The organism is Streptomyces sp. NPDC048504, from assembly GCF_043200035.1.
GTDB lineage: Bacteria > Actinomycetota > Actinomycetes > Streptomycetales > Streptomycetaceae > Streptomyces.
The window spans coordinates 193,565-217,010 of record NZ_JBICXA010000008.1 but is presented as its reverse complement, the minus strand read 5'-3'; the positions used below and the strand labels follow the sequence as shown (position 1 = coordinate 217,010).

Sequence of the window (23,446 nt, the reverse complement as noted above, 5' to 3'; positions counted from 1 at the left end):
CGCCCACCTCTCCCTCTCGGTCAGCCGGCGGCGTACACGTCCTCGACGTAACGCCCGTCCGCCATCAGTGTGTTGAGCCACCGCTCGGCGGCCTCGTCGTCGGCGCCGGGCGTGCGGTCCCGGTACAGGGTACGGAACGCCTCCCGCACGCCCGGTGCCATGCGCGAGCCGTCCCCGCAGACGAACACCCGGGCGCCCGCGTCGAGCAGGGCCCACACCTCGTCGGCCTCGGCGGCGACGCGGTGCTGGACGAAGGTCACCTCGCCCTCCGGGGCGGCGCTGAAGGCCGGGCGGAGCGAGACGGCTCCGGCGCGCTCGGCGGCGCGGAGTTCGTCGGCGTGGAGGTAGTCGGCGTCGGGTGCGTCACAGCCGAAGTAGCAGAGGGCCGGGGCGAGTTCGGCGCCGGCGGCGAGGGCGGCCGTACGGTCGGCGACGGTTCCGCGGAAGGGGGCGAGTCCGGTGCCCGCGGCGATCATCACGACCGGGGTGGAGCCGTCGATCCGGAAGGCCTCGCGGCACGGCTGGACGCGGGCGTAGATCGTGTCGCCCGGTGCGACGGTGGTGAGGTGACCGGAGCCCGTGCCCCGGTAGACGCCCTTGCCCGAGCGGGCGGGTGCCTCCAGCAGGGAGACCATGAGGTCCGCGTGGCCGGGGTCGACGGCGGGCGAGGACGAGATCGAGTAGTGCCGGGGGCGCAGCGGGGTGAGGAGTTCGAGGAGCGTGGGCCAGTCCAGGGCGCCGCGCAACGCCGGGTGGTCCTCGACGAGTTCGACGAAGGTGCGCGGGTCGTCGGTGAGGGCGGCCAGGGCGGTGCGCTCGGGCGGGCAGGGGCTGGCGGCGGCCAGCGCGACCACCTGGTCGGCGGTCGGACGTTCCTGCAACTCGACGTAGTGGGTGAGCAGTTGACGTGCCGTCACGGGTCGGTCGACCGCGAGGCCGTCGCGGCGCGGGCGGGCCTGGCGGATGTCGAGGACGGTGTCGAGGTCGACGCCGAGGGCGGTGGCGGCGCGTTCGACGAGAGCGGGGGCGTTCGCGGGCAGGACGGTGAGGTGGTCGGCGGTGCGGTAGGCGGTCCCGTCCGGCAGGGCGACGCGGACGAAGCGCTTGCGGCGCGGGTGGCCGGGGGAGGTGAGGTCGTGGGCCTCGGTGACGGTCATGGGGACGAGGTCGTGCCGCTCGGCGAGGGCGTCCAGGTGGCCGCCGGTGAGGGTGCGGACCTCGTAGGCAGAGGTCTGCTCCACGGGTTCGATGTCCGTGGCGTCGGGATCGCCGTACGTCTCCAGGAGTGCCGTGCGCAGCCGGGACGTGAACTCCCGTACGGCGCCGGTGAGATCGCCGGAGGCGTCGGCGGCGGCGCGGTCGGTCAGGCGGGTGGCGCCGAGTTCGGCGAGACGGGCGTCGATACGGGTCGGCATGTGCTGGTAGGTCGCGGCCCAGTTGCGGTCGCCGACGCCGAGGACGGCGTAGGTCACGCCGTCGAGGTCGTGGGTCTCCTCCAGCCAGGCGGCGAAGGCGAGGGCGTCGTCGGTGGGGCGGCCGTTGTAGGAGGCGGAGGTGATGACGACGGGTCGGTCGGTGGGCAGTCCGTCGGCGTACGCGTCCAGCGGAGCCACTTCCACCGAGCACCCCAACACGGCTGCCTCGTCGGCCAGTTGGGCGGCGAACTCACGGCAGGTGCCGTAGTTGCTGCCGTGCAGGAAGAGGGCTGCGGTGCCGGGGCGGACGCGGGCGGGCCGGGTGGTGGTGTCGGCCGTAGGAGTCGCGGGGGCCTCGACGGCGCCCGGCAGCGGAGTGTGCACACTGTCGGCGGGGGTGCGCGGGGTGAGGGCGAGCGTGAAGCCGTCGGGCTTGAGGGTGAGGGTCTCCTTCACCGTGAGTTCGTAGTCCGCGTGGTCGTGGAGCCGGTAGCGGTGGACGAGCATCGCGAGCAGCATGGTCGCCTCGTGCAGCGCGAACTGCCTTCCCATGCAGGCGCGTTCACCGGTGCCGAACGGCTTGAAGGCGTGCACGGAACGGGTCGCCTCCGCCTCGGGCGTGAAGCGCGAGGGGTCGAACAGCTCGGGGTTGTCGCCCCAGCCGGGCTGCCGGTGCAGCATCGGCGCGATCACGGTGACGGCCTGCCCGGCACGGAGCGGGATGCGTCCGCCGAGCACGGTGTCCTCCAGCGCGTGCCGGCTGAAGGCGGCGGCGGTGGGCCACAACCGCAGTGCCTCGTTGAGGACCTGGCGCGTGTAGGTGAGCCGGCCGACCTCGTCGTACGTCGGTTCCGGGTCGGCCGTGTCGCCCCACAGCGCGTCCACCTCGCGCTGCACGAGCTGGAGCACGGCCGGGTGCTTGGCCAGGTAGTACAGCGCGAACGACATCGCGCCGGACGTCGTCTCATGGCCCGCGATCAGGAAAGTGATCACCTGGTTGCGGATGTTGGCGGTGTCGAGCGTCGTGCCGTCGGCCGGGTGCTCGGCGCTGAGCATGAGCCCGAGGAGGTCGTCGGCGTCGCCCTGGTCGGTGCCGGTGCGGGCGGCGATGACGTCGTCGACGACCTGGGCGAGGTAGTCGGCGTCGGCCCGGAAGGCCGCGTCGGCCGCCGAGTGGTCCTCGCCCGGGACGCGCGCCAGCCTGGTCATGCTCCACTCCAGGCAGCGCACCATGGACTCGACGAAGGGGTGCGGTTCGTCCCGCTCGAACGACCAGAAGTCGTAGTCGAATCCGGCGAGTCCGATGGTGTCGAGGGTCATCCGGGTCATGTCGTCGGGCACGTCGACGGGCTGCCCGGTACGGGCGCCGCGGTCCCAGGCCTCGACGAGCCTGCGGGCCCCCTTCAGCATCACCGGGTGGTAGGTGCGCATCGAACCGAGCGCGAACGCGGGCATCAGGATGTCGTGCGCCTTGGCCCAGTTGGGCTCGTCGTCGTACGCCGTGAAGAGTCCGTCGGCGGCGAAGGCCCGGACGTTCTCCAGGGCGGGCCCGATGTGCTTGGCGAACCGCCGCTCGTCGGCGAGGTCCGTCACCAGGTCCAGATCGCTGACGAACAGCGTGTCCCGCCCGTGCAACCGCCGTACGAACACGGGTCCGTGACGGCTCATCAGCTCCATGATCTGCTGCATCGGGGTACGACCGGGACCGGTCGCGGTGATGTCGACGACTGGCACGCCGGGAAGCGTGTCGACGGGCTGGGGGTGCGGCGCGGTGGGGGGCATGGCGCGACAACTGCCTTTCGCGGTACGGAAGTACTGCGTTCCAGCGTGCTCGCCCCGCCTCGGCGGACCGCGCCGCGCGACTACATGATCGTGTAGCGAAAAGCACGGATGGCGTCTTGCGCGGACGGCACAGTCCGGCTAACTGAGTGCGCGTACTCATGCGCGCCCCGCGACCGCCCCGCCAGGGTGGGCTCATGACTCAGGCACTGCCCGAACATCCACTTCTGCGCAGCAGACGGCCGTGGTCCAGCAGGACATCCACCGCTTCGGACGTCGTCGCCGCCATTTTCCTGTTCATCAGCGAAGCCGTCGTCCTGGCATGGATCATTTTCAGCTACGGCATGGAGAGCTGGGCCGCGCAGGGCGACCCGGACGAGATCGACACCGCGGCGCTCGCGGAAATCGCCCGGATGGAGATATTCCTCTACGTCGTGCTCGCTCTGACAGTTCTCGCAGCGCTGTCGCGCGCACCGTGGACGCTGGTGTCGCACCTCCTCTTCGCCCTGCTCCTGGGCGCACTGCTCACGGGCTCGCAGCAGGACTACGACCGCGCTCATCCGGATCCCACGCCTACCCCGACCGTCCACTACACGCCGTGCCTCAGTGGCAGTGGGAAGTGCCGCTGAGCCGCATGATGATGTAGTGCGCAACGACGTGGCAGGAGGTACGGGTGGACTGGACCCGCAGGGAGGGCGTGGTGTGGCGCAACCGTGCCCTGATGCTCTTCGACCGGGTGGCGGTGCCGGTCGCGGTGTGTGACGTGTACGGCTCGGTGCAGGTCGCCAATCCCGCGATGGCGGCGGAGTGCGGTACGACGCCGGGGCGGCTGCGCGGCCGGGACGTACTCGACCTGTTCCAGCCGCAGGAGTCCGGACAGGTCGAGCGGATCGCGCAGGCGCTGCGGCTGCGGCACCGGTCGCGCTACCAGGTGTCGGTACGCTGGCGGGCCCCCAACGGCACCGAGCGCCATGGGGAGTTGACGGCCGACCCGGTCAGCGACACGGTCGAGGAGACACCCGCGCTGCTGGTCATGCTCCGCGTGCGGGGCGAGGGCGAACCCGGCGACGGCAGCCCCGCCGAGGACTCCCCCGCGCGGGTCACCCCGACCGAGGCCCGCATCCTGGCGCTGCTCGCCGGCGGCGCCACCACCGCCCGCGCGGCCCGCGAGACCGGCCTCACGACGGACGGCGTGACCTATCACCTACGGCGCCTGTCGGCCCGGTGGGACGCGGCGAACCGCACCGAACTGGTCGCCCGCGCCTACGCACTTGGGGTGCTGACGCCGGGGGTGTGGCCGCCGGCGCCTGTCACGGACGCCGACGAACGGTAGGCCGTCCCCGCCCCCTCCGGCGCCCCGAAGCGGGCGAGCGTGTGCCACACCATCTTCAGGTCCTGGAGTTCATGGCGACCGGTGCGGGCCGCGTCGCCGATGACCCTCGGGTCGATGACACCGCGCTCGGCGATGAGGGCACCGAGCTCGGCGTACTCCTGCCCCCGGTAGTCCGAGTGCCGGTGCAACTCCCGCACGGTGAGCCGGTATCCGGGGTGCCATTCGACGGGGCACGGCAGGCGGCGGGCCGCGGTCTCGACGGGGGTGCCGCGATAACTCGCGTCCAGGACCAGGGCCTCCATGTCCCGGGCGAGGACGACACCGCCGTGCACCTGTGTCTCGATGTAGTCGTTCAGGGCGTCCTGTTGGTCTTCGTCGGCCTCGGCGAGCGCGATCAGGTTCATGCCGGAGGCGACGCCGAAGTCGGTCGGTTCGGCCGCGCTGTCCGGGTAGCAGAAGGTCGCGCGGGCGAGGGTCGAACCGCTCAGCCGGAAGTGCGAGGAGCCGAACCGCGGGGCAGCGCCGACCACTTGGCGCCGGAAGTTCAGCGCGCCGTACACCGGTCGCTCGGGCGCGGGCGCCTCGTCGTAGGCACCGGCGAAGATCCGGCTCTCCCAGCGCCAACGGTCCCCGCCGGGACGGGCGGTGAGGCCGCCGTTGCTGGTGCCGGTGACGAACTGCGAGTGATACGTGCCGTCTTGGGCCAGCGCGTCGAGGATGGGGCGGCCGGTCGCCGGCGCCGTACGGTCGGGGTGGAAGTTGAGCGTGATGCGGAGGCGCGGGTCGACGGGCGGACCCTCGGAGCCCTCGGCCACGTGCCGCAGTGCCCGTGCCTGCCGTGCACCAACACCCACGAAATCCACTGGCTCCTCCACCGCTCGCCTCACTACCCTGGACCGAAACCTAGACCCCCTAGGTTTCGGAAACAGGCACCACCCCGACAGACATCGCCCCCACGGGCACCGCCCCAGGAGACTCCCCCATGAGATCACTCACCGAGCAGGACATCCGCACCTCGTTCGTCAACTGCTCGAAGGGCGAGGCCAAGCGGCTCGCGATCCCCCGCGATCTCGACACCCGCCCCTGGGCCGACCTGGACTTCCTCGGCTGGCGAGATCCCGGGGCACCCGACCGCAGCTACCTCGTCGCCGAGCGCGCGGACGACCTGATCGGCGTCACGCTCCGCTTCCCGTCCGCGCAGCGCGGCTTTCTGCACCGGAGCATGTGTTCGCTGTGCGTGACGACCCACCCGGGTGGCGGCGTCTCCCTGATGACCGCGCGCAAGGCAGGACCGGCGGGCCGCGAGGGCAACTCGGTCGGCCTGTACATGTGCACCGACCTCGCCTGCTCCCTCTACGTGCGCGGCAGGAAGATCCCCGAGTCGGGCATCCGCATCGAGGAGAGCCTGACCGCGGAGCAGCAGATCGACCGTACGGTGGGCAATCTGACCGCGTTCCTGGACAAGCTGTACATCTGACGCCGGCCCCGCCGCCCGCCCGAGATCACTCCTGCCCTACGGCGATCACGATCTTCCCCCGGTTGTCCCGCCGCTCCAGCCGCTCGTGGGCGGCGCGCGCCTCGGCGAGCGGTACGACGGTCTCGATCGGCACCCGGTACGTCCCCGCGGCCACCCGCTCGGCGAGTTCCCGCAGGTCCGCGCGAGGGTCGTAGCCGCCGTGGATCTGGAGGTTGGTGAGCTGGAAGCCGAGGATCGACGCGTTCTTCGGGTAGAAGTCGCGGGTGTCGACGGTGCTCGGTTCCAGGGCGACATTGGCGAGGGCGACGACCCGGCCGCCGTGCCCGATCTCGCGCAGGCTGCGCCCGAAGGCCGGGCCGCCGACGGTGTCGAGGATGACGTCCGCGCCCCGACCGCCGGTGAGCCGCAGCACCTCGTCGACCTCCGCGTCGTCGGGGCAGGAGGACGTGTCGAGCGTGGCGTGGGCGCCGAACTCCCCTGCCCACGCTGCCTTTTCGGGTGATCCGGCGAGGGCGACGACCCGGGCGCCGGTCTCGGCCGCGATCTGTACGGCCGCGCTGCCGACCCCGCTCGCGGCGGCCTTCACGACCACCGTGTCCTCCTTGGTGACGCGGGCGAGGTGCCGCAGGCAGTACCAGGCCGACAGCCAGGCGACGGGCAGGGCGGCCGCGTGCGCGAGGTCGATCCCGTCGGGCAGGGCGGCGACCTGGGTGGCCGGGACGGCCACCAACTCGGCATAGAAACCCGGTGAGTTGACGCCGTCGAGAGCCACGACCCGTTGCCCGACCGTGAATCCGGTGACGCCCTCCCCCAGTGCGGCGACCGTCCCGGCCCCCTCCACTCCGGGGATCAGCGGCGGCTTCCCGGCCCGGTGGTAGTTCCCGGACCTGATCAGGGCGTCCGCGCGGTTCACGCCCGCCGCGGCGACCCGCACCAGGACCTGCCCGGGACCCGCGACCGGGTCGGACACCTCGACCGGTACCAGCACCTCGGGCCCGCCGAACTCGTCGATCCGTACCGCACGCATACCGCACCTGCTCCCTGTCACGGCCACCGAACTCGGGCCGATCCGACGGACACCAGTTGAACTGGTGTCACCATGCGACACCGGACGAACCGGTGTCAAGGCTCGTCCGGTGCCGTAGGCGCGCCGCCGGCCACCCTTTGCGTACACCGCATGAACCGGTGTACGCGAGGTAAGCTCGCCGGCATGACCCTCCCGCTCGCCTTTCCGTTCATCGGCGGACGCCCGTGCCTGAACTTCGTGGCGACCCTCGGCAAGCGGCACGGCACGCCCGTGGAGCGGCTTCCCGACCCGGCGGCCCTGGCCGGCTGGATCACGGAGGCGGAGCTGTCCGTGGGTGCGGAGCCGGTGCGGGTCACGGCCCGGGAGCTGACGGACGCGCGCACTCTGCGCGAGGCGCTCTACCGTGTCGTACGGGACGCGATGGCCGGTCGGGAACCGGCGGCGGCCGATGTCGAGCGGGTCAACGAGGCCGCCGCGCGGCCGGATCTGGCGCCCCAACTGGGCGACCAGCGCTGGAAGTCGGCGCATCCGGCGCGCGCGGCGCTGGCGACGGTGGCCCGGGACGGCGTGCTGCTGGTGGGCGGTCCGCTGCTGGAGCGGGTCAAGGAGTGCGAGAACCCGGAGTGTTCACTGCTGTTCCTCGACGACTCCCAGGCCCGCCGCCGCCGTTGGTGCTCGATGGACCGCTGCGGCAACCTCGCGAAGATCGCGGGCTACCGATCGCGCAGTCGGGCCGCTGTGACCGAGTGAGTCGCACCATGCAGTGGTCCTCCGTATCGGGGTGGGGATTCCCTCAGGAGCCGGCGGGTGTCCAGTGCGGGTCGCGGCCGAGGAAGGCCAGGAGCGCCTCGGCCCGGTCGTACTCGCCCGTCACCGCCAGCGCGGGCCCGAACACCCGGTAGGAGTCCCGGAGTTGGTCGACGAGCCGGTCCGCGGCCGGCCAGATGCCCTCGGCCAGGTCCACCCCCAGCGGCCGGTTCTGGCCGGTGGCCGCCGCGATGTCCCAGGCGTGCACGGCCGCGTCCATGGCGGCCGTGGCCGCGGCGATCGGGAGGGGCAGCGGGCCCAACGGCGTCGGCACCTCGTCGGCGTCGGCGGGCAGGTGCGCGTAGCCGTCCGCCACCGCGCGGAGCACCTTGTCGAGTTCGGTGACCGGGTCCCCGTCCAGGGTGTCCGCGGGGTGGAAGGGGTCGGAGTCGGGCCGGTCGCCGGTGAGGACGAGGCCGTAGGCCTGCTGGTCGATGCGCGCGTGGTTGAGGACCTGCCGCACCGTCCACTCGCTGCACGGCGTCGGCGCCGGCCAAGCCGCCTCGGGCACGGCGGCGACCACCTCGCGCAGATAGTCGTGCGAGCGGGTCAGTACCTCGATGCCCTGGATGTTCGTCATGAACGTTCCCCTCCCCTTTGCTCTGTTCGGTACCGACAATCTAGGACGGCTTGCGGACAGCTACTGTCCTCAAGAGAAACGTTCGGCGCATCTGGTGAGAGGGAATAGGCCAAGGATGCGAGATGTCCGGGAGTGGACGGCGCCACTGGTGCGGTTCCTGGGGCGGCACCGGGACCCGGTGGTCGTCCAGACGCTGCGGTCGGCGGCCGCGGCGACGGTCGCGTACGTCGTCGCGCTGCGTCTGAGCCCCGAGCCCGCGCCGCTGACCGCTCCCCTGACCGCGCTCCTCGTCGTCCAGGTCACGCTCTACGCCACCCTCACCAACGGCATCCGCCGCGTGAACGCCGTGGTCGCGGGCGTCCTCGTCGCCATCGCCTTCAGCCTGCTGGTCGGTCTGACCTGGTGGAGCCTGGCCCTGCTGATCGTGGCCGCGCTGGTGGTGGGGCGGCTGGTGCGAGTCGACGAGTACGTGCCCGAGGTGGCGATCAGCGCGATGCTGGTCCTCGGGGTCACCACGGTCGGGAACACGGCCTGGGCGCGGGTGGTGGAGACACTGATCGGCGCGGTCGTCGGACTCGGCTGCAATCTGCTGCTGGCTCCCCCGGTGTGGGTGGACGAGGCCGGCGAGTCGATCGAGGGGCTGGCCCGTCGGCTGCGGCGGCTGATGCGGCGCATGGGCGAGGAGGCGGCAGGCCGCACACCCGTCGACCACGCCACCGCGCGGCTGCACGAGGCGCGCCGGCTCGACCACGACATCATCGAGGTGGACGCCGCCCTGCGGCAGGCCGAGGACAGCCTGCGGCTCAATCCGCGCGTCCGGGAGGGGCTGCTGCACCGGGTCGTGCTGCGGACCGGCCTGGACACCCTGGAGATCTGCACGGTCGTGCTCCGCGTCCTCGCGCGCACCTTCACCGACCTGGCGAAACAGCGCGACCCCGAGCCGCTGTTCGCACCGCCGACGGGCGCCGCCGTAGAACAGCTGCTGTCCGAGATCGGGGACGCCGTGGTCAGTTTCGCGGTGCTGGTGACCACCGATGTGAGTGTGAGCGCCGAGTCGGCGGAGTCTCGGCTCACCGCCGAGCTGCACACGGCCGCCGCGACCCGGGACAAGCTGGCCCAGCTGCTCCTGGAGGAGGTGCAGCGCGACGCGGCCCAGTGGCAGCTGCTGGGTGCCATGCTGACCGAGGTCAACCGCATGCTGGACGAGCTGGACACCGAGCACCGCTCGCGCCGGCTCCTTGAGGAACTCGACCGATGCGCCGCTGAACAGCGGGAACGCCTGCCGTGGCTGACCTGGCTGCGCGAGCGGGCGGGCGTGCCGGACCGGCTGCGCAGGAACCGGGGAGAGGGCGCCGATCGTTCTAGGTGACGAAGTCACCGGAGACCTCGGCGACCGAACAGGGGGCGGGCGCATGACCGACAGCACCGTACGGATCGACGGGAACACCTTGCAGCTGCCCGGTGGTGTGGCGGTGCGGTTCATCCGCACGCTACGGCTGCCGGAGACGGGCACGCATCCGTTGCCGCCGGGGCTCGGTGAGTTCCCGGTCCGGCGGGTCGCGGACTTCCCGGACACCGTGCCCGAGGAGTGGCGGGCGCGGGGCGGGGTGATGCTGCCGGTGTATCTGCGCGAGGCGATGTGGCTGAGCTTCGCGGGTACGCGGGAGCCGGCCGCGCTGCAGGTCGGGGTGGGCAAGGTGTGCGCGGTCTCGGGCGAGCCGTGGAGCGACCGGCTGTCCCGGAACCCGCAGAACTACGTGGTGCTGCCCCGCCAGCCGTGGCTCGACGGCATCAACTCCGGCAAGGGCACGGTCCGCCAGTTCGTCGCGGTCCCGCTCGGCCTCGGCGCGACCGTCGAGGGGCAGGTCACGGGCGAGGAGGTGTGGGGCGGCGTACAACTGCGGTCCTTCCCGCTCGACGAACGGGAGTTGGCCACGTGGCGCGAGGCGGAGCGACGCCGGTCGCAGCAGTTCCGCGCGCGTACGACGGCCCTGCCGACCGGGGGGTACGGCATGCCCGCCATGCCGATGATGTCCGCGCCCGGCGCTCCCCCGGCACCGAGCCCCCGGGCCACCGCCATGGGACTCGGAGTCGGCGGTTCGATGCGCCAGGAGGTCTACGAGGACGACCGCCCGCTGACGTCCTGGGCCGAGGAGCCCGCCGGGCGGGTCTTCGTGCACCTGGTGACGCCCCCGGAGTGGCGCCGCATCACCGGCGAGGCCCCGCCGCCGTCGCCGGTGGACCGTGCCGCGTACACCCGGGCGGGGCTCCCCTGGTTCGACTACTACGACCAGGACGCCGAGGATCTCGCCCCCACCGACACCCTGGGGGCGGTACAGCCCGTCGGCGACTGGCTGGGCGACGACCACGAACCCTGGCAGGAGCCCGCGGCCGACCAGGTGCAGCCCCTCAAGGACGCACAGGGCAAGCCGGTGGAGGACGGCGACTGGTAGGTCGTCAACGGGCAGCCGGCTGGGCAGGTCGCCCGCCCGACGCCCGTTGCACTGAATGCAACGCCCGTTGCCGGTCTTGCGCTTACCGGGCCCCGCACGCCAAGGTTGCTGTGACGACCGAGGCGAGCGACGACCTGAGGGTGTGGGCATGACGAGTGGTGCGGAGGCGTCACGCGAGGGCTGGAGCAGGCGCCGTTTCATCGGCGCCCTGGGCGGAACGGCGGCGGTCGTCGCGGTCCCCGCACCGGCCGCGGCACCGGCGGACCCCGATTCGTCCCGTACGACCACGCCGGAACCGTCGGCCGCGAAGCCACCGGCACACCGCAAGGGCAAGGATTCCGGCCCTCACCCCCTCTACATCGGCACGTACACCTCGGTCGACGGCGGCGGCAAAGGCATCGGCTTCGCCACCTACGACACGTCGACCGGGCAGATCACCGGCGGGGGCACCCTCACCGGGGTCGCCGATCCGTCGTACCTCACCGTGCATCCCGACGGCCGCACGCTGTACGCGGTCGACGAGCAGACGGCCGGCGCGGTGACCGCCGTACGCCTGGCGGACCGTACGGTCCTCGGCGCGCGGAGCACCGGTGGCGCGGGCCCCTGCCATCTGTCCGTGCACCCCACCGGGCGCTGGCTGCTCAGCGCCAACTACACGTCCGGCAGCGTTGCCGTGCACCCGATCGACGCCCTGGGCGCGCTCGGCGAGCGCACGGCGCTGGCCAAGCACTCCAGTCCGCAGCCGGGCCCCGGCCAGGACGGCCCGCACGCGCACCAGTTCGTGACGGGTCCCGACGGCGGCCATGTCCTCGCCGTCGACCTGGGCACCGACACCGTCTACACCTATCGCCTGGACACCGCGAAGGGCACGCTCACCGAGGTCTCGCAGGCGCACACCCGCGCGGGCGCGGGCCCACGCAGCCTCACGTTCCACCCCGGCGGCCGGTACGCCTACCTGGCCAACGAGGTCGACGACACCGTCGCGGTCTGCGCCTACGACCCCGCCACGGGCGCCCTCTCGATCGGCGCCCCGCAGTCCAGCGGCAGCACGGGCAACACCACCAACTACCCGGCGCAGATCCTGGTGACCCCGAACGGCGCGTACGCCTTTCTCGCCAACCGCGGGGACAACACCCTGGCCCGGTACGCCGTCGAGGCGGACGGCGCCCGGCTCAGGCTGCTCGGCACGGTGGCGGTGTCCGGTGACTTCCCGCGGCAGATCGCGCTCTCGCCGGACGGGACGCTGCTGTTCACCGCGAACCAGAAGTCGAGCACGGTCAGCGTGTTCCACGTGGACGACAGCACGGGTCGACTGCGGCTCGCGGGCGAGCCGTTCGCGTCACCGGTCGCCGTCTGTGCGCTGCCGCTGTAGGGGGCGCGGGCAGGACGCGGCACTGGCCTGGGTGAGCAGCACGTGCATGCGCTCGGTGAGGTGGGAGACCGTGTCGGCGGGCGCGTGGAACGGCAGCCGCACGTCACCGTGGGCGCGGGCGCGCTCGATGCGCAGGGTCAGTCCGTGCCGGTCGACGGCGAGGGGCTGGACGCGGACCGCGCCGTGCAGGCTGTCGGGTTCGACGAGCCGGGTGAGCCGCTCGACCGCGTCGGAGTGGCAGTCGGCGAGGTGGGTCAGCAGCTGGGCCTCGGCCAGGGCCAGCGGGTCGGGTTGGGCGGCGGCGAACTCGTCGAGGTCGATGACGACCGCGCCGGTCGGCGGGCGCAGCACCACGCGCGTTGCCCGGAAGGCGAGTTGACCCTCCTCGGGCACGAACCATCCGGCCAGCCAGAGCCGGGCCCGGATACGGTTGCGCACGGGGACGGGCGCGACGTCCGCGAACTCAAGGACGGCGGACGGCTCGCCGCGGGGCGCGCAGATCGCGGCCGCCAACAGGGCGCTGTCCTCGGGCACTTGCAGGAGCACCCTGCCGTCGCCGTCCACGCTGTGCGCACCGACGAACTCCTCGCGACCGCCCTCCGCGGTCACCGCGCAGGACCATGCGGCGGCGAGCACCGAGCGGGCCCGCTCGGCCGCGGCAGGCACGGCCGTCCACGTCTGGCTGTCACCCATCCCTGAACCTCCTTAGGTAAGCCTTGCCTAACTTACCGAAGATCGGGGCGCACGCCAACCACGCCACGCAATCTCTCCACCAAGTCGTCCAGGACGAGTTCCGGGCGACTCCAGGACGAGTTCAGGGCGCGATGACGCCCAACAGCGCCCGCGCGCACAGATCGCGCACCTGCTCCCGGCTCAACTCCGGTCCGCGCAGCCACTCCAGACAGACGGCGGTGGTGAAGGCCAGCCACCCGCGCACCGCGAGCTTCGCGTCGGGCCGCTCCGCCACGGCAGGACCGAACTCGGGACCCGCGGCGAGCGCGGCCAGGACCTGCCGCTCCTGCGCCGCCAACGCCCGCTGATAGACCCGCCGTACGGTCTGGTCCCCCGCCGCGTCGGCTCGATGGAAGGCGCGGTAGCCGTGCGCGTGGGTGTGCACGTACTCCAGATACGTGTCGAGGGCGGCGTCGAGTTGCTCACGGGCGGGTATGCCCGGCACGGCCGCCGTCATCCGCAGCATCCGCTCGCTCTCACGCTCGACGACGGCCGCGAAGAAGTCCCGCTTGGTCGGGAAGTAGTGGTAGAGCAGCCCGCGGGAGACCCCGGCGATCTCGGCGACCTGCTCGATCCACACGTCGTCGTAGGGATCCTCCGAGAACAACCGCGCGCCCACCGTGAGGAGTTGCTCCCGGCGCTCCTCGGTGCTGAGCCGGCGGCGCGTGCGCTCACCCTGATTGGCGGCCATTCCCGCACTTTACTTGACGTCGGTTCAACAACGGGATCAGACTGAAACCCGTTATTGAACCCACGTACAACAGGCTCAACCTGCCGCAGGATCAAGGGAGATCGCGTCATGGCGGAGACGACGACGGCGACGCCGACCGGGCTGCCGAAGGGATTCCGGGGCGCCGAACAGGGCTGGCCCGACCTCGACCGCATCCCGCATCCCCCGCGCCGGGTCCCGCTGCTCGGTGACGTCCTCGGCGCCGACCGCCGCACTCCCCTCCAGGACACGCTCCGCTACGCCCGCCAACTGGGCCCGATCTTCCGGCGGAAGGCCTTCGGCAAGGAGTTCGTGTTCGTGTGGGGCGCCGGTCTGGTCGCCGACATGGCGGACGAGTCACGGTTCGCCAAGCATGTCGGCCTGGGGGTCGCGAACCTGCGGCCGGTTGCCGGGGACGGCCTGTTCACGGCCTACAACCACGAGCCCAACTGGCAGTTGGCGCACGATGTGCTGGCCCCCGGCTTCAGCCGCGAGGCGATGGCCGGCTACCACCCGATGATGCTGTCCGTGGCCGAGCGGCTCACCGACCACTGGGACCGCGAACTCACCGCCGGACGCTCGGTGGACGTACCCGGCGACATGACCAAGCTGACCCTGGAGACGATCTCGCGCACCGGCTTCGGCCACGACTTCGGTTCCTTCGAACGCGACCGCCCGCACCCCTTCGTGACGTCGATGGTGGGCACGCTCAGCTACGCGCAACGCCTCAACTCCGTACCGTCCCCCCTGGCCCCGCTCCTGCTGCGCAGCGCGACTCGCCGCAACGAGGCGGACATCGCCTACCTCAACCGCACGGTGGACGAGATGGTGCAGGCCCGCCGCAAGGCGAGCGGGACCGGAGACGGCGACCTCCTCGACCGGATGCTCGACACGGCCCACCCGGAGACCGGCGAGCGTCTCTCCCCCGAGAACGTCCGCCGTCAGGTCATCACGTTCCTCGTCGCCGGCCACGAGACGACCTCGGGCTCCCTGTCCTTCGCCCTGCACTACCTCGCCCGCCACCCGGAGATCGCGGCCCGCGCCCGCGCCGAGGTGGACCAGATCTGGGGCGACACCGAGACCCCCGGCTACGACCAGGTCGCCAAGCTGCGCTACGTCCGCCGGGTCCTCGACGAGTCGCTGCGGCTCTGGCCGACAGCCCCCGCGTACGCCCGCGAGGCCACCCGGGACACCGAACTGACCGGGGTCCACCCGATGCGCCGAGGCGCCTGGGCGCTGATCCTCACGCCGATGCTGCACCGCGACCCCGAGGTGTGGGGCGCGGACGCCGAGGAGTTCGACCCGGACCGCTTCGACGCCAAGGCCGTACGCTCCCGCGCCCCGCACACCTTCAAGCCGTTCGGGACGGGGGCGCGGGCGTGCATCGGCCGCCAGTTCGCCCTGCACGAGGCGACGTTGGTCCTCGGCCTGCTGCTGCGCCGCTACGAACTGCGCCCCGACCCCGCGTACCGGCTGCGCGTGACCGAGCGCCTGACTCTGATGCCGGAGGGCCTGCGCCTGCATCTGGACCGGCGCACCGGGGCAGCGGCCCCCGCACCGGTCACGGTCCCCGACGAGGTGCGGTCAGAGCCCCGCTGTCCAGTGCACGGGACGGACGACTGACTCCGGCAACCTGGTCCCGGCGCTCCCCCGGGCCGCGTTGACCTGAGGCTGGGTGAGGAAGAAGGCGCCGGTCAGATCCGCGTCCGTGAGATCGGCGTCCCGCAGATCGGCCCCGATCAGATCCGCGCCGCGCAGGTCGGCCCCGGTGAGATCGGCGGCGATGAGACAGGCACCGCGCAGAGTGGCCCGGCTCAGATCGGCGCCCTTGAGCCGGGCGCCCATGAGGTCGGCACCCCGCCGCTCCTTCTTCTTGCCCCGCGCACCGGCCCGCACGAGCTCACTGGTCCTCAGCAGCAGCACGTTGACCTCCTGCCGGTGCGCGCCCACGTCCAGCGCGGCGAGCTCTTCGGGGGTCCCGCGCGTGAGTTCCTCGGTACGGCCGAGGGCCCGGCGCAGGTCGGGGTGGACCGGCTCGGCGGCGGGCAGGGTGAGCGCCTCGGTCAGGTACCGGAGCAGTTCATGAAGCTGCCGTACGACGGGAAACACGTCGAACATCCGCCGGGCCTGCTCCCGGGGAGCCGTGCGCCAGTCCTGTCCGCCGAAGGTGACCTGGGAGACCTGCTGCCCGGCGCCGAAACAGTCGTAGACCGTGCAGCCGGTGAAGCCGCTGGTCCGGAGCTTCGCGTGGATACCGCAGCGGTGATCGCCCTGAAGATTCGGGCACGGCGTCCCGGCGGCCTTGTCGAGCGCGAAGTCGGCCGAGACGGCGAAGGGCAGTGCCACACAGCACAGCCCGACGCAGCGCTCGCAGTCGCCTCGGAGGTCGGAGAGGGCCGCTATGTGATCTTCCATGCCGTTCAGCGTACTGACCCGGTCACATCGAGGCGCGCCAGCCTGTCCGGATCGGACAGGATGAACATCTCGGTGATCCGGCCGTCGGCGACGGTGACGCCCATGACCGAGAGGACCTGTCCCTCGGGGGCGTTGACTACGCCCACCGAGCCGTTGACCAGGGCGAGTCGGGCGTGGCGGGCGAACGGGGCGAACATGAGCGCCTGTTCGGCGACAGCGCGTGCGCCACGCATCGCCTTGGACGCGGCCGCGCCCCGCACGAGGGCTCCGGAGTCGGCGCGCAGGGCCACGTCCGGGTGGAGGAGGGCGACGAGCGCGTCGAAGTCGCCCTCGCGGGCGGCGGTGAGGAAGGCCTCGACGATCTCGCGCCGGCGGGCGAGGTCGGGGTCCGTCGACGGGCTCGCGCCCTGGACCCGGCGGCGGGCCCTGCTGGCCAGTTGGCGGGTCGCGGCCGAGCCGCGTTCCACGATCGGGGCGATGTCGTCGAAGGGCACCGCGAACATGTCGTGCAGGACGAACGCGAGCCGTTCGGCGGGTTCCAGGGTCTCCAGGACGACGAGGAGGGCGAGGCCCACGGAGTCGGCGTGGAGTACTTCCTCCTCCGGATCGAGTTCCGTGAGGGGTCTGAGCAAGGGGTCGGGGACGAAGGTCTCGGTGAAGGCCTCGTCCATGGGGTCCTCGCGGCGTGACGAACGGGACCGCAGCAGGTCGAGGCAGACCCGGCCGACGACCGTGGTCAGCCAGCCGCCGAGGTTCCTGATGTCGTCCGCGTCGGTCCGGCTGAGCTTCAACCACGTCTCCTGGACGGCGTCCTCCGCCTCCGGCAGGGAGCCCAGCATGCGGTAGGCGACCGCGCGCAGCCGGCCCCGGTGTTCCTCGAAGCGGTCCGCCAGAAGGTCCTCGTCGTTCATACCGTCCCCGTGGTCGATTCTCGCCGGCGGCCGGTCGTTCGGCGGCGCGCTGGACGTACTGAAGGATATTGACGGAGCCCGCGCGCGACGGCATGATGACCGACTGCGTGGCCTACGCCGAACCTCCCACGACCGTCCCCGGCACGGTCTCCCAGCGGAGGCAAAGGGACCAGTGTCTCAGGTCGTTGTCGCAGCCCGATCGCCTCGGGCGAGGTTGCCGGGGAGCCGTCGCTCAAGGCGTGGAAGGCCGCGATGACAGCCCGTAGGAACTTCAAGCGCCAGGTGCGCGCCCGCGCCGCCAAGACCGGCGAGTCCTACACGACCGCCCTCCGGCACTTCCGTCCGACTCCATCAGGAGACGTCATGCCGGAAGCAAGGAACCCCGAGCGCGTGCGGCTCGCCGTGGCGCAGACCCCCGTACGCGAAGACCCCCGAGACGTCGAGGCACTCCGCGAGAGCGGGCGTGAGGTCCGTGCGCTGATGTGCGAGGCCGGTGCTCAGGGAGCGCGGATCGTGCACTTCCCGGAAGGCGCGATCTGCTTTCCCAACAAGTACGTCATGTCCGTCGACGGCCCGGACGCGGTCGGCCCGGCGGACTGGGACCGGTGCCAATGGCCGGTGCTCCAGGCCGAGTTGGCCGCGATCGCCGAGCTGGCCCGCGAGCTGCGGCTGTGGACGGTGGTCGCGGCGGCGCACCGCCTGACGGGCCCGAACCGTCCGCACAACAGCCTCTACGTCATCTCCGATCGCGGCGAAGTCGTCACACGCTACGACGAGCGCCTGCTGTCGAGGACGAAGGTCTCGTACATGTACTCGCCGGGCGTCTCACCGGTGACCTTCGACGTCGACGGGGTGCGCTTCGGCTGCCTGCTCGGCATGGAGATCCACTACCCGGAGCTGTTCGCGGAGTACGAGAAGCTGGACGTCGACTGCGTCCTGTTCTCCACCAGTGGCACCCCGGGCAACACCGCCGCACAGGCGCAGGGCCACGCCGCGGTCAACAGCTACTGGGTCAGCCTGTCCGTGCCCGCGCAGCACAGCGGCACCGCGCCGTCCGGGATCGTCGCCCCCAACGGCGACTGGCTCGCGCGGTGCCCTTCGGACGACTCACCGTCGGTGGCCGTCGTGAACCTCGACGACAGTTCGGAGGCCGCCGCCGACGCGGTGACCTACGGACGTCCCTGGCGTCGTGAGGCACGGGCGGGCCTCTACACCGAGCACCAGGTGACCGACCCGCGCAGCGAGGACCGGACAGCGGCCTTCTAACTCCCGGTGTTGAGCGGCCTGTTGGGCAACCTCTTGCCCGACAGGCCGCTCAATAGCGTTGCGCCTTCGCCAACTTGGGGGTCAGCACCGGCTCCGGCGGCTTGGCGCTGATGGCGACCGGCTGGGCCTTCGCGCCGGGGGCGAGGTTCTCGGCGCCGACGTAGCGGGTCTCCACCACCTTCCCCGAGGAGTCGAGGAAGTCGACCTGGACGGCGTAGGACGCCTTCTTGTCGGTCTTGTTGGTGATGGTGACGAGGACGGCGAGCAGGCCGCTGGTCTGGGCGCGCGGTTTGCCGGTCATGGCCACGTCCGACATCGCGTTGCCCTGACCCTCGACGCCCTTGAGTTCGTTCTGGGCGTCCTTGCTCGCGCGGGCCACCTCCGACGACACGGAGGCCTCGAAGGAGGACGCGGCCGCCGACGCGGAGGACGCCACGGCCGAGGCGGCCGCACGGGCCGACGCGACCGCCGACGACGCGGCCGATTTCAGGGGCGACGGTGTCATCCCCGAGAAGGAGGCCGTGTCCGGGGTCGACACCTGCGCGCTGCTGCCGGAGCTGTCGTTGTCGTCGCCGCACGACACCAGCGCGACCGTGCTCGCCGCGACGACGGCGAGGACCAGGGCGGCTGGGCGGGCCCGGCGGAGCGACTTGGTATTCAGTGGCTTGGTATTCATCGAAATGAACCTTATGTCGGAACTTTCGATGCGGCACATCACCGACGGCCACCGGGTGACGGGCCCGCCCCGGCTGCCTGGCGGGCGCTACCTAGCGAACAGCCCGAACGACACCGCCGGCTTCCCGCCGAACCTCTCCCCGGTGATCGTCGCCCACTTGGTCAGGAGCTCACGGGCGTACGTCTCCGGGTCCTCGTCCGTCAACGCCTCGATGTACGTGCGGTGTTCGAGTAGGGAGCGCACCCCGCGTTCCAGGCCCGGAGTGGCGTCCTCGGCGTGCGTGGGCCCGGCGAAACCGGCGACGGCCACCCGGCGGACACCGCCCCAGGTGTCCCGGTGGTTCATGGTGATGACCAGTTCGGGGCGGTGGCCGACGGAACGGCCGCCGTCGGTGCACGCGGCGATCGCCGCCGAGCAGCCGTATTCGAGGTCGTCCGGGTGGGCCACCACGGCGAGGGCTCGCCGCCAGTCGTCGGGCATGGGCTGGAGCGGGGTGTTCTGCGGCTCGGTCATGGGCGCAGATCAACCACGTCTCCCGGGCTCTACGCCTCGTCCCGCGTGAGGGCGAGCAGCCGGTCCAGGACGCGCGGGCCGCCCGCCCGCACCCCGTCGTGCTCGAACTCGTCGGTGACCCAGGTGCGCAGGCCGCGGATCGCGCGGGCGGTCTGCAGGGAGTGGGTCGCGTCGACGTACATGTCGTCGTGGTAGACGGCCGCGGCGACCGGGACCTCGTTGACGGCGAGGCGCGCGGGGTCGTAGAGGGGCTGCCAGCCGGTGTGGGCGGCGAGGAGTTCGGCGGTCTCGCGGAGCGGGCGCAGGGCGGGGTCGCAGTCGAACATCCAGGGGTGGATGGACTCGCCGGTGAAGAGGAGGGGGCTGTCGCCCGCGAGGGTCTTGGCCGCGTCGAACTGTGGGAACTCGGCGCGGACGCGCTCCGCCGACCAGGCGGTGGGCCGGTTGTCCTGGCCGTAGACCGACTCGTGGACGAGGGCGTACAGGGGGTGCCCGGCGTAGGAGAGGGAGTTCTGGACCTCTTCCTGGAAGGCGTCGGAGAGTTCGTGGCCGCTCGGGGTGCGGACGAAGGCGTTCTCCAGGAGGAAGTGGAGGCGGTGGCTGCCTTCACTGCCGCCGAGCATGATGCCGAGGGACTGGAAGGCCTCGGCGGTGAGCCGGTAGCCGTTGGGGAGGACCGGCTCGTGCCGCATCAGGTGCTCGGCGATGCGGCGGGCGCGTTCCACGTCCTGCGGGTAGCGGTCGTAGTGGGCGGCGACCTTGCGTTCGATGCGCGGGTAGGCGGCGCGGTAGACGTCGTCCGCGTGGGCGTCGAGGGACGGGAGACCGCCGGTGAGGACGGCGGCGCGCAGGCCCTCGGGCGCTGTGGACAGGTAGTTCACCGTACAGAAGCCGCCGAAGCTCTGGCCCAGGACGGTCCAGGGGGCGCCTCCGGTGAGGGCGGGGCGGATCGCCTCGCAGTCCCGGACGATCGAGTCGGCGCGGAAGTGCGTGAGGTGCTCGGCCTGCTCGGCCGGGCCGCCGCGTAGCGGGAGCGTCTGCCGGGTGAGCGGGGTGGAGTGGCCGGTGCCGCGCTGGTCGAGGAGGAGCACGCGGTAGTCGTCGAGCGCGCGGTCGAGCCAGGCCTGCCTACCGACGAAACGATTCGCCCCGAAACCGGGTCCGCCCTGGAGGTAGAGCAGCCACGGCAGGTCCTCACGGTGCGCCTTGTCGCTCGCGACGACCTCACGGGCGTAGAGCTCGATGGTCTCGCCCGTGGGGTCCTCGTGGTCGAGGGGCACGGTGAAGTGGCGGTCGGTGAGGACGACGCCGGGCTGGCGGTAGCTGACAGACAACGGGGCTCCTGGTACGGACGAATGACGGGCCGCGTCACATCTCAGCACATGCGCGTCCGATATCCGACCCCTGGATCATGAAATCCTGTCGATCACTACTGACCGGCCGATCAGCGGGCGGAGAGGCTGGAGCGGCGCACCACCAGTTCCGGCTGGAGCACGACCCTCCGGTGCTCGTGCGGACGCGCCGCGGTCTCCGCCTCCGTCTCCTCAAGGAGCAGCTCGGCGGCCAACGCGCCCATGGTGACGGCCGGTTGGCGGACCGAGGTGAGCGGTACGGCTGCCGCCGCCGCGAACTCGATGTCGTCGTAGCCGACGATCGCGAGGTCGTCGGGGACACCGACCCCGGCCGCGTACATGGCCTGGAGCACGCCGAGGGCGAGGAGGTCGTTGGCGCAGAAGACGGCTGTCGGCCGGTCGGCGAGGCCGAGCAGCCGTGCTCCGGCGTCCCGTCCGGCGGCCACGTCGAGCCGGTCGGTGGGCAGCTCGCGCAGCGCGTCGGGGTCGAGACCGGCCTCCGCGAGCGCGTTCTGCGCGCCGGTACGGCGGTCCCGAACCTGGTTGAAGCCGGGCGGCCCGCTGACGTAGGCGATGGAGCGGTGCCCCGCGTCGACGAGGTGCCGCACGGCGAGCGCGCCGCCGGCGACGTCGTCGACGGAGACCGAGCACTCGGTGGTGCCCTCGGCGACGCGGTCGACGAGCACGAAGGGGATGCCGTGCCGGCGGAACGACTCGATGTTGCGTCCGGTCGCGTCCGCCGGGGTCAACAGCACGCCCCGCACCCGCTGTTCGGCGAAGAGCGAGAGGTAGTCGGCCTCCTCGACGGGGCTCTGCGCACTGTTGCAGACCATCACGCCGAGCCCCGATTCGCGCGCGGCCCGCTCGGCGCCGCGGGCCACGTCCACGAAGAACGGGTTGCCCATGTCGAGGACGAGCAACCCCATGATCCGGCTGCGCCCGGCGCGCAACTGGCGCGCGGACTCGCTGCGGACGTAGCCGAGGCGGTCGATCGCGGACAGCACCCGGGCCCGGGTCTCCGTGGCGACGGTGTCCGGGCGGTTGATGACGTTCGAGACCGTGCCGACGGAGACTCCGGCGGCGCGGGCGACGTCCTTGATACCCACCGGCTGGGCCATCAGGCGGAGACCTCCAGGGTGACGTGGGACGGCGGGCAGGTCTTCACATTACCGCCATGACCTGTGCCGACTCCTGCGGCCGTGCCGCTCACGCGGGCAGGGCGAAGTCGACGACGTGGAGTGCCGAGGGGGTCGTACCGCTCGACTTCTCCTGGTACATGAACGACAGCACGTTGTCCGCCCTCACCCGCAACTCGTCGACGACGACCTCACCGAACGCGTTCAGACCGCTCCCGTCGTACAGCAGCGCCCAGTCGGTGTAACCCGAGGACTTCGAGGCGCCCGCGATACGGCCGTAGGGCAGCACCGCGTAGGCGTTGTCGTACTTGTCCAGGACCAGCTTGGTGCGCTGGCTGGAGTTCAGGGCGATGGGGATCTCGGTCTTCTGCCAGGTGCCCGACGCGTTCTTGCGGACGTGGAAGGCGCGGCCGTTGGCGATGCGGTCGGTCACGTAGTTGGTGGTGCACTGGCCGAAGCGGCCGGGGACGTAGCTGATGATCGCGTGCGGGAGGCCGGTGGAGTCGGTGGACTGGCTCTCCTGGTTCATCAGGGAGTGGTCAGGGTCGAGCGGATCGACGACCAGACCGGCGTCCGTGACGGCCACGGTGTCCGAACTGCCCGTTGTTCCTACGGCAGTTCCCGCGTCGTTGCGCCAAGTGCGGCCCCGGTCGGTCGAGTAGACGTATCCGGTGTCGTGGTTGGTGATGCCGCCGCTGTTGCACATCACGGCGGCGGACTGCTCGCGCCAGGTGAAGAAGGAGTGCAGCCGGCCGTTGACGTCGTAGTCGATGCCGTGCAGGTACATGTTGCGGGCGGCGCTGGAGCCGTGCGTGCTGGTGTAGGTGCCGGTCGAGCTGCTCCACTCCCCCAGCGCGGTCCACTGCGAACCGTCGTACTCGGCAAGGGCGTTGCGGCCGTTGCCGGAGATCCCGACGCGGTAGCTGAGCTGCAGCCTGCCTTCGGGGGTGGCGATGAACTGGGGGTACGTGAACTGGGTGGTGAGTGCCACGCCGTCCAGCGATGTCTGTACGGCGCCGAGGACGGCCGAACTCCAGGCGGTGGACGCCGGGTTGTCGAGGAGACCGGCGACCGACTTGACGTAGAAGAAGCCGTCGCTGTGGGAGTCCAGGTTGAGGTGGAGGCGGCCGTCGACACGGGAGACACCCATGGAGATGACGTTGTGGGAGTCGTCGCTCTTGAGGGTGTGGGAGAGGGTGATCGTGGACCAGGTGGTCGCGCCGAGGACACGGCGGGCGACGACGGCTTGCTTGGTGGCGGTGTACCAGGCCGCGTACTGATAGCCCTTGTAGGTCAGCAGGCCGTTCTTCTGGAACGAGTTGTTGTTGACCAGGCCGTCGTACGAGACGAAGTAGACGGCCTGGGCGTCGAGTTGGGTGGTGCTCTTCTTGGTGACGGACGGGCCGGGGACGGCCGCCCGTGCGATGCCCGGCGTTGCCACGGCCGCAAGTATGGCGGTCGTGAGCACGGTGCGTCTTCTCATGAGCGGCTCC

Annotated in this window: 22 protein-coding genes; 9 read left to right on the top strand and 13 right to left on the bottom strand. The window is 71.6% G+C overall.

The window, feature by feature from the left end; genetic code table 11:
• Positions 1–20 precede the first annotated feature (20 nt).
• Positions 21–3,197 (bottom strand): cytochrome P450, encoded by a 3,177-nt coding sequence (locus ACGFY9_RS21630; protein WP_393756326.1) that lies wholly within the window; start codon positions 3,195–3,197, stop codon positions 21–23.
• 194 nt (positions 3,198–3,391) lie between these two features.
• Between ACGFY9_RS21630 and ACGFY9_RS21625 the strand changes: the two genes are divergently transcribed.
• Together ACGFY9_RS21625 and ACGFY9_RS21620 are read left to right on the top strand one after the other, a co-directional pair.
• Positions 3,392–3,823: a DUF6234 family protein gene (locus tag ACGFY9_RS21625; protein ID WP_393756324.1), complete on the top strand. Its 432-nt coding sequence runs from the start codon at positions 3,392–3,394 to the stop codon at positions 3,821–3,823.
• Between the two features lie 92 nt (positions 3,824–3,915).
• Positions 3,916–4,527, top strand: a complete 612-nt coding sequence (locus ACGFY9_RS21620; protein ID WP_393756706.1) for a PAS domain S-box protein — start codon at positions 3,916–3,918, stop codon at positions 4,525–4,527.
• Here ACGFY9_RS21620 and ACGFY9_RS21615 read toward each other — a convergent pair.
• A complete protein-coding gene (locus ACGFY9_RS21615) occupies positions 4,458–5,390 on the bottom strand; it encodes a DUF3626 domain-containing protein (RefSeq protein ID WP_393756704.1) in 933 nt (310 codons plus the stop codon). The genes ACGFY9_RS21620 and ACGFY9_RS21615 overlap by 70 nt on opposite strands.
• A 119-nt stretch (positions 5,391–5,509) precedes the next feature.
• On the opposite strand from ACGFY9_RS21615, the gene ACGFY9_RS21610 reads away from it, so the two are divergent.
• Positions 5,510–6,004: an FBP domain-containing protein gene (locus ACGFY9_RS21610; protein ID WP_393756322.1), complete on the top strand. Its 495-nt coding sequence runs from the start codon at positions 5,510–5,512 to the stop codon at positions 6,002–6,004.
• A 25-nt stretch (positions 6,005–6,029) separates the two neighbouring features.
• On the opposite strand, the gene ACGFY9_RS21605 is transcribed toward ACGFY9_RS21610, so the two are convergent.
• A complete protein-coding gene (locus tag ACGFY9_RS21605; protein WP_393756320.1) occupies positions 6,030–7,031 on the bottom strand; it encodes a zinc-binding alcohol dehydrogenase family protein in 1,002 nt (333 codons plus the stop codon).
• A gap of 183 nt (positions 7,032–7,214) precedes the next feature.
• Here ACGFY9_RS21605 and ACGFY9_RS21600 point away from each other — a divergent pair, with 183 nt between their 5' ends.
• Positions 7,215–7,781, top strand: a complete 567-nt coding sequence (locus ACGFY9_RS21600; protein WP_393756318.1) for a CGNR zinc finger domain-containing protein — start codon at positions 7,215–7,217, stop codon at positions 7,779–7,781.
• Positions 7,782–7,824: 43 nt separating this feature from the next.
• Here ACGFY9_RS21600 and ACGFY9_RS21595 read toward each other — a convergent pair whose 3' ends face one another.
• Entirely contained in the window at positions 7,825–8,418 is a 594-nt protein-coding gene (locus tag ACGFY9_RS21595) for a TIGR03086 family metal-binding protein (RefSeq protein WP_393756316.1), read from the bottom strand.
• A 115-nt stretch (positions 8,419–8,533) separates the two neighbouring features.
• Here ACGFY9_RS21595 and ACGFY9_RS21590 point away from each other — a divergent pair, with 115 nt between their 5' ends.
• From ACGFY9_RS21590 to ACGFY9_RS21580, 3 genes are all read left to right on the top strand, one after another.
• Positions 8,534–9,787, top strand: coding sequence for an aromatic acid exporter family protein (locus ACGFY9_RS21590; RefSeq protein WP_393756314.1), 1,254 nt, complete (start codon positions 8,534–8,536; stop codon positions 9,785–9,787).
• A gap of 43 nt (positions 9,788–9,830) precedes the next feature.
• Positions 9,831–10,871, top strand: a complete 1,041-nt coding sequence (locus ACGFY9_RS21585) for a hypothetical protein (protein ID WP_393756312.1) — start codon at positions 9,831–9,833, stop codon at positions 10,869–10,871.
• Positions 10,872–11,019: 148 nt separating this feature from the next.
• Positions 11,020–12,243, top strand: a complete 1,224-nt coding sequence (locus ACGFY9_RS21580) for a lactonase family protein (protein WP_393756310.1) — start codon at positions 11,020–11,022, stop codon at positions 12,241–12,243.
• Here the strand turns inward: ACGFY9_RS21580 and ACGFY9_RS21575 are convergent.
• Both ACGFY9_RS21575 and ACGFY9_RS21570 read right to left on the bottom strand, forming a co-directional pair.
• Positions 12,211–12,936: a DUF2470 domain-containing protein gene (locus ACGFY9_RS21575; protein WP_393756309.1), complete on the bottom strand. Its 726-nt coding sequence runs from the start codon at positions 12,934–12,936 to the stop codon at positions 12,211–12,213. The two genes, ACGFY9_RS21580 and ACGFY9_RS21575, sit on opposite strands and share 33 nt — an antisense overlap.
• Before the next feature lie 121 nt (positions 12,937–13,057).
• A complete protein-coding gene (locus ACGFY9_RS21570) occupies positions 13,058–13,666 on the bottom strand; it encodes a TetR/AcrR family transcriptional regulator (RefSeq protein WP_393756307.1) in 609 nt (202 codons plus the stop codon).
• Between the two features lie 108 nt (positions 13,667–13,774).
• Here ACGFY9_RS21570 and ACGFY9_RS21565 point away from each other — a divergent pair, with 108 nt between their 5' ends.
• Positions 13,775–15,307, top strand: coding sequence for a cytochrome P450 (locus tag ACGFY9_RS21565; protein WP_393756305.1), 1,533 nt, complete (start codon positions 13,775–13,777; stop codon positions 15,305–15,307).
• Here the strand turns inward: ACGFY9_RS21565 and ACGFY9_RS21560 are convergent.
• On the bottom strand, positions 15,269–16,099 hold the full coding sequence (locus tag ACGFY9_RS21560; RefSeq protein WP_393756303.1) for a pentapeptide repeat-containing protein: 831 nt from the start codon (positions 16,097–16,099) through the stop codon (positions 15,269–15,271). The genes ACGFY9_RS21565 and ACGFY9_RS21560 overlap by 39 nt on opposite strands.
• A gap of 5 nt (positions 16,100–16,104) precedes the next feature.
• The gene (gene sigJ / locus ACGFY9_RS21555; protein ID WP_393756301.1) at positions 16,105–17,010 is read right to left on the bottom strand and encodes an RNA polymerase sigma factor SigJ; all 906 of its coding nucleotides are present in this window, start codon (positions 17,008–17,010) and stop codon (positions 16,105–16,107) included.
• 252 nt (positions 17,011–17,262) lie between these two features.
• On the opposite strand from sigJ, the gene ACGFY9_RS21550 reads away from it, so the two are divergent.
• Entirely contained in the window at positions 17,263–18,276 is a 1,014-nt protein-coding gene (locus tag ACGFY9_RS21550; RefSeq protein WP_393756299.1) for a carbon-nitrogen hydrolase family protein, read from the top strand.
• A 49-nt stretch (positions 18,277–18,325) separates the two neighbouring features.
• Here the strand turns inward: ACGFY9_RS21550 and ACGFY9_RS21545 are convergent, their stop codons facing one another.
• From ACGFY9_RS21545 to ACGFY9_RS21525, 5 genes are all read right to left on the bottom strand, one after another.
• Positions 18,326–18,952, bottom strand: coding sequence for an FxLYD domain-containing protein (locus tag ACGFY9_RS21545; protein ID WP_393756297.1), 627 nt, complete (start codon positions 18,950–18,952; stop codon positions 18,326–18,328).
• Between the two features lie 87 nt (positions 18,953–19,039).
• Entirely contained in the window at positions 19,040–19,465 is a 426-nt protein-coding gene (locus ACGFY9_RS21540) for a hypothetical protein (RefSeq protein ID WP_393756295.1), read from the bottom strand.
• A 29-nt stretch (positions 19,466–19,494) separates the two neighbouring features.
• Positions 19,495–20,799 (bottom strand): alpha/beta fold hydrolase, encoded by a 1,305-nt coding sequence (locus ACGFY9_RS21535; RefSeq protein WP_393756293.1) that lies wholly within the window; start codon positions 20,797–20,799, stop codon positions 19,495–19,497.
• A 110-nt stretch (positions 20,800–20,909) separates the two neighbouring features.
• Positions 20,910–21,935, bottom strand: a complete 1,026-nt coding sequence (locus ACGFY9_RS21530; RefSeq protein WP_393756291.1) for a LacI family DNA-binding transcriptional regulator — start codon at positions 21,933–21,935, stop codon at positions 20,910–20,912.
• A gap of 88 nt (positions 21,936–22,023) precedes the next feature.
• Positions 22,024–23,436: a BNR repeat-containing protein gene (locus ACGFY9_RS21525; RefSeq protein WP_393756290.1), complete on the bottom strand. Its 1,413-nt coding sequence runs from the start codon at positions 23,434–23,436 to the stop codon at positions 22,024–22,026.
• Between the last annotated feature and the right edge of the window lie 10 nt (positions 23,437–23,446).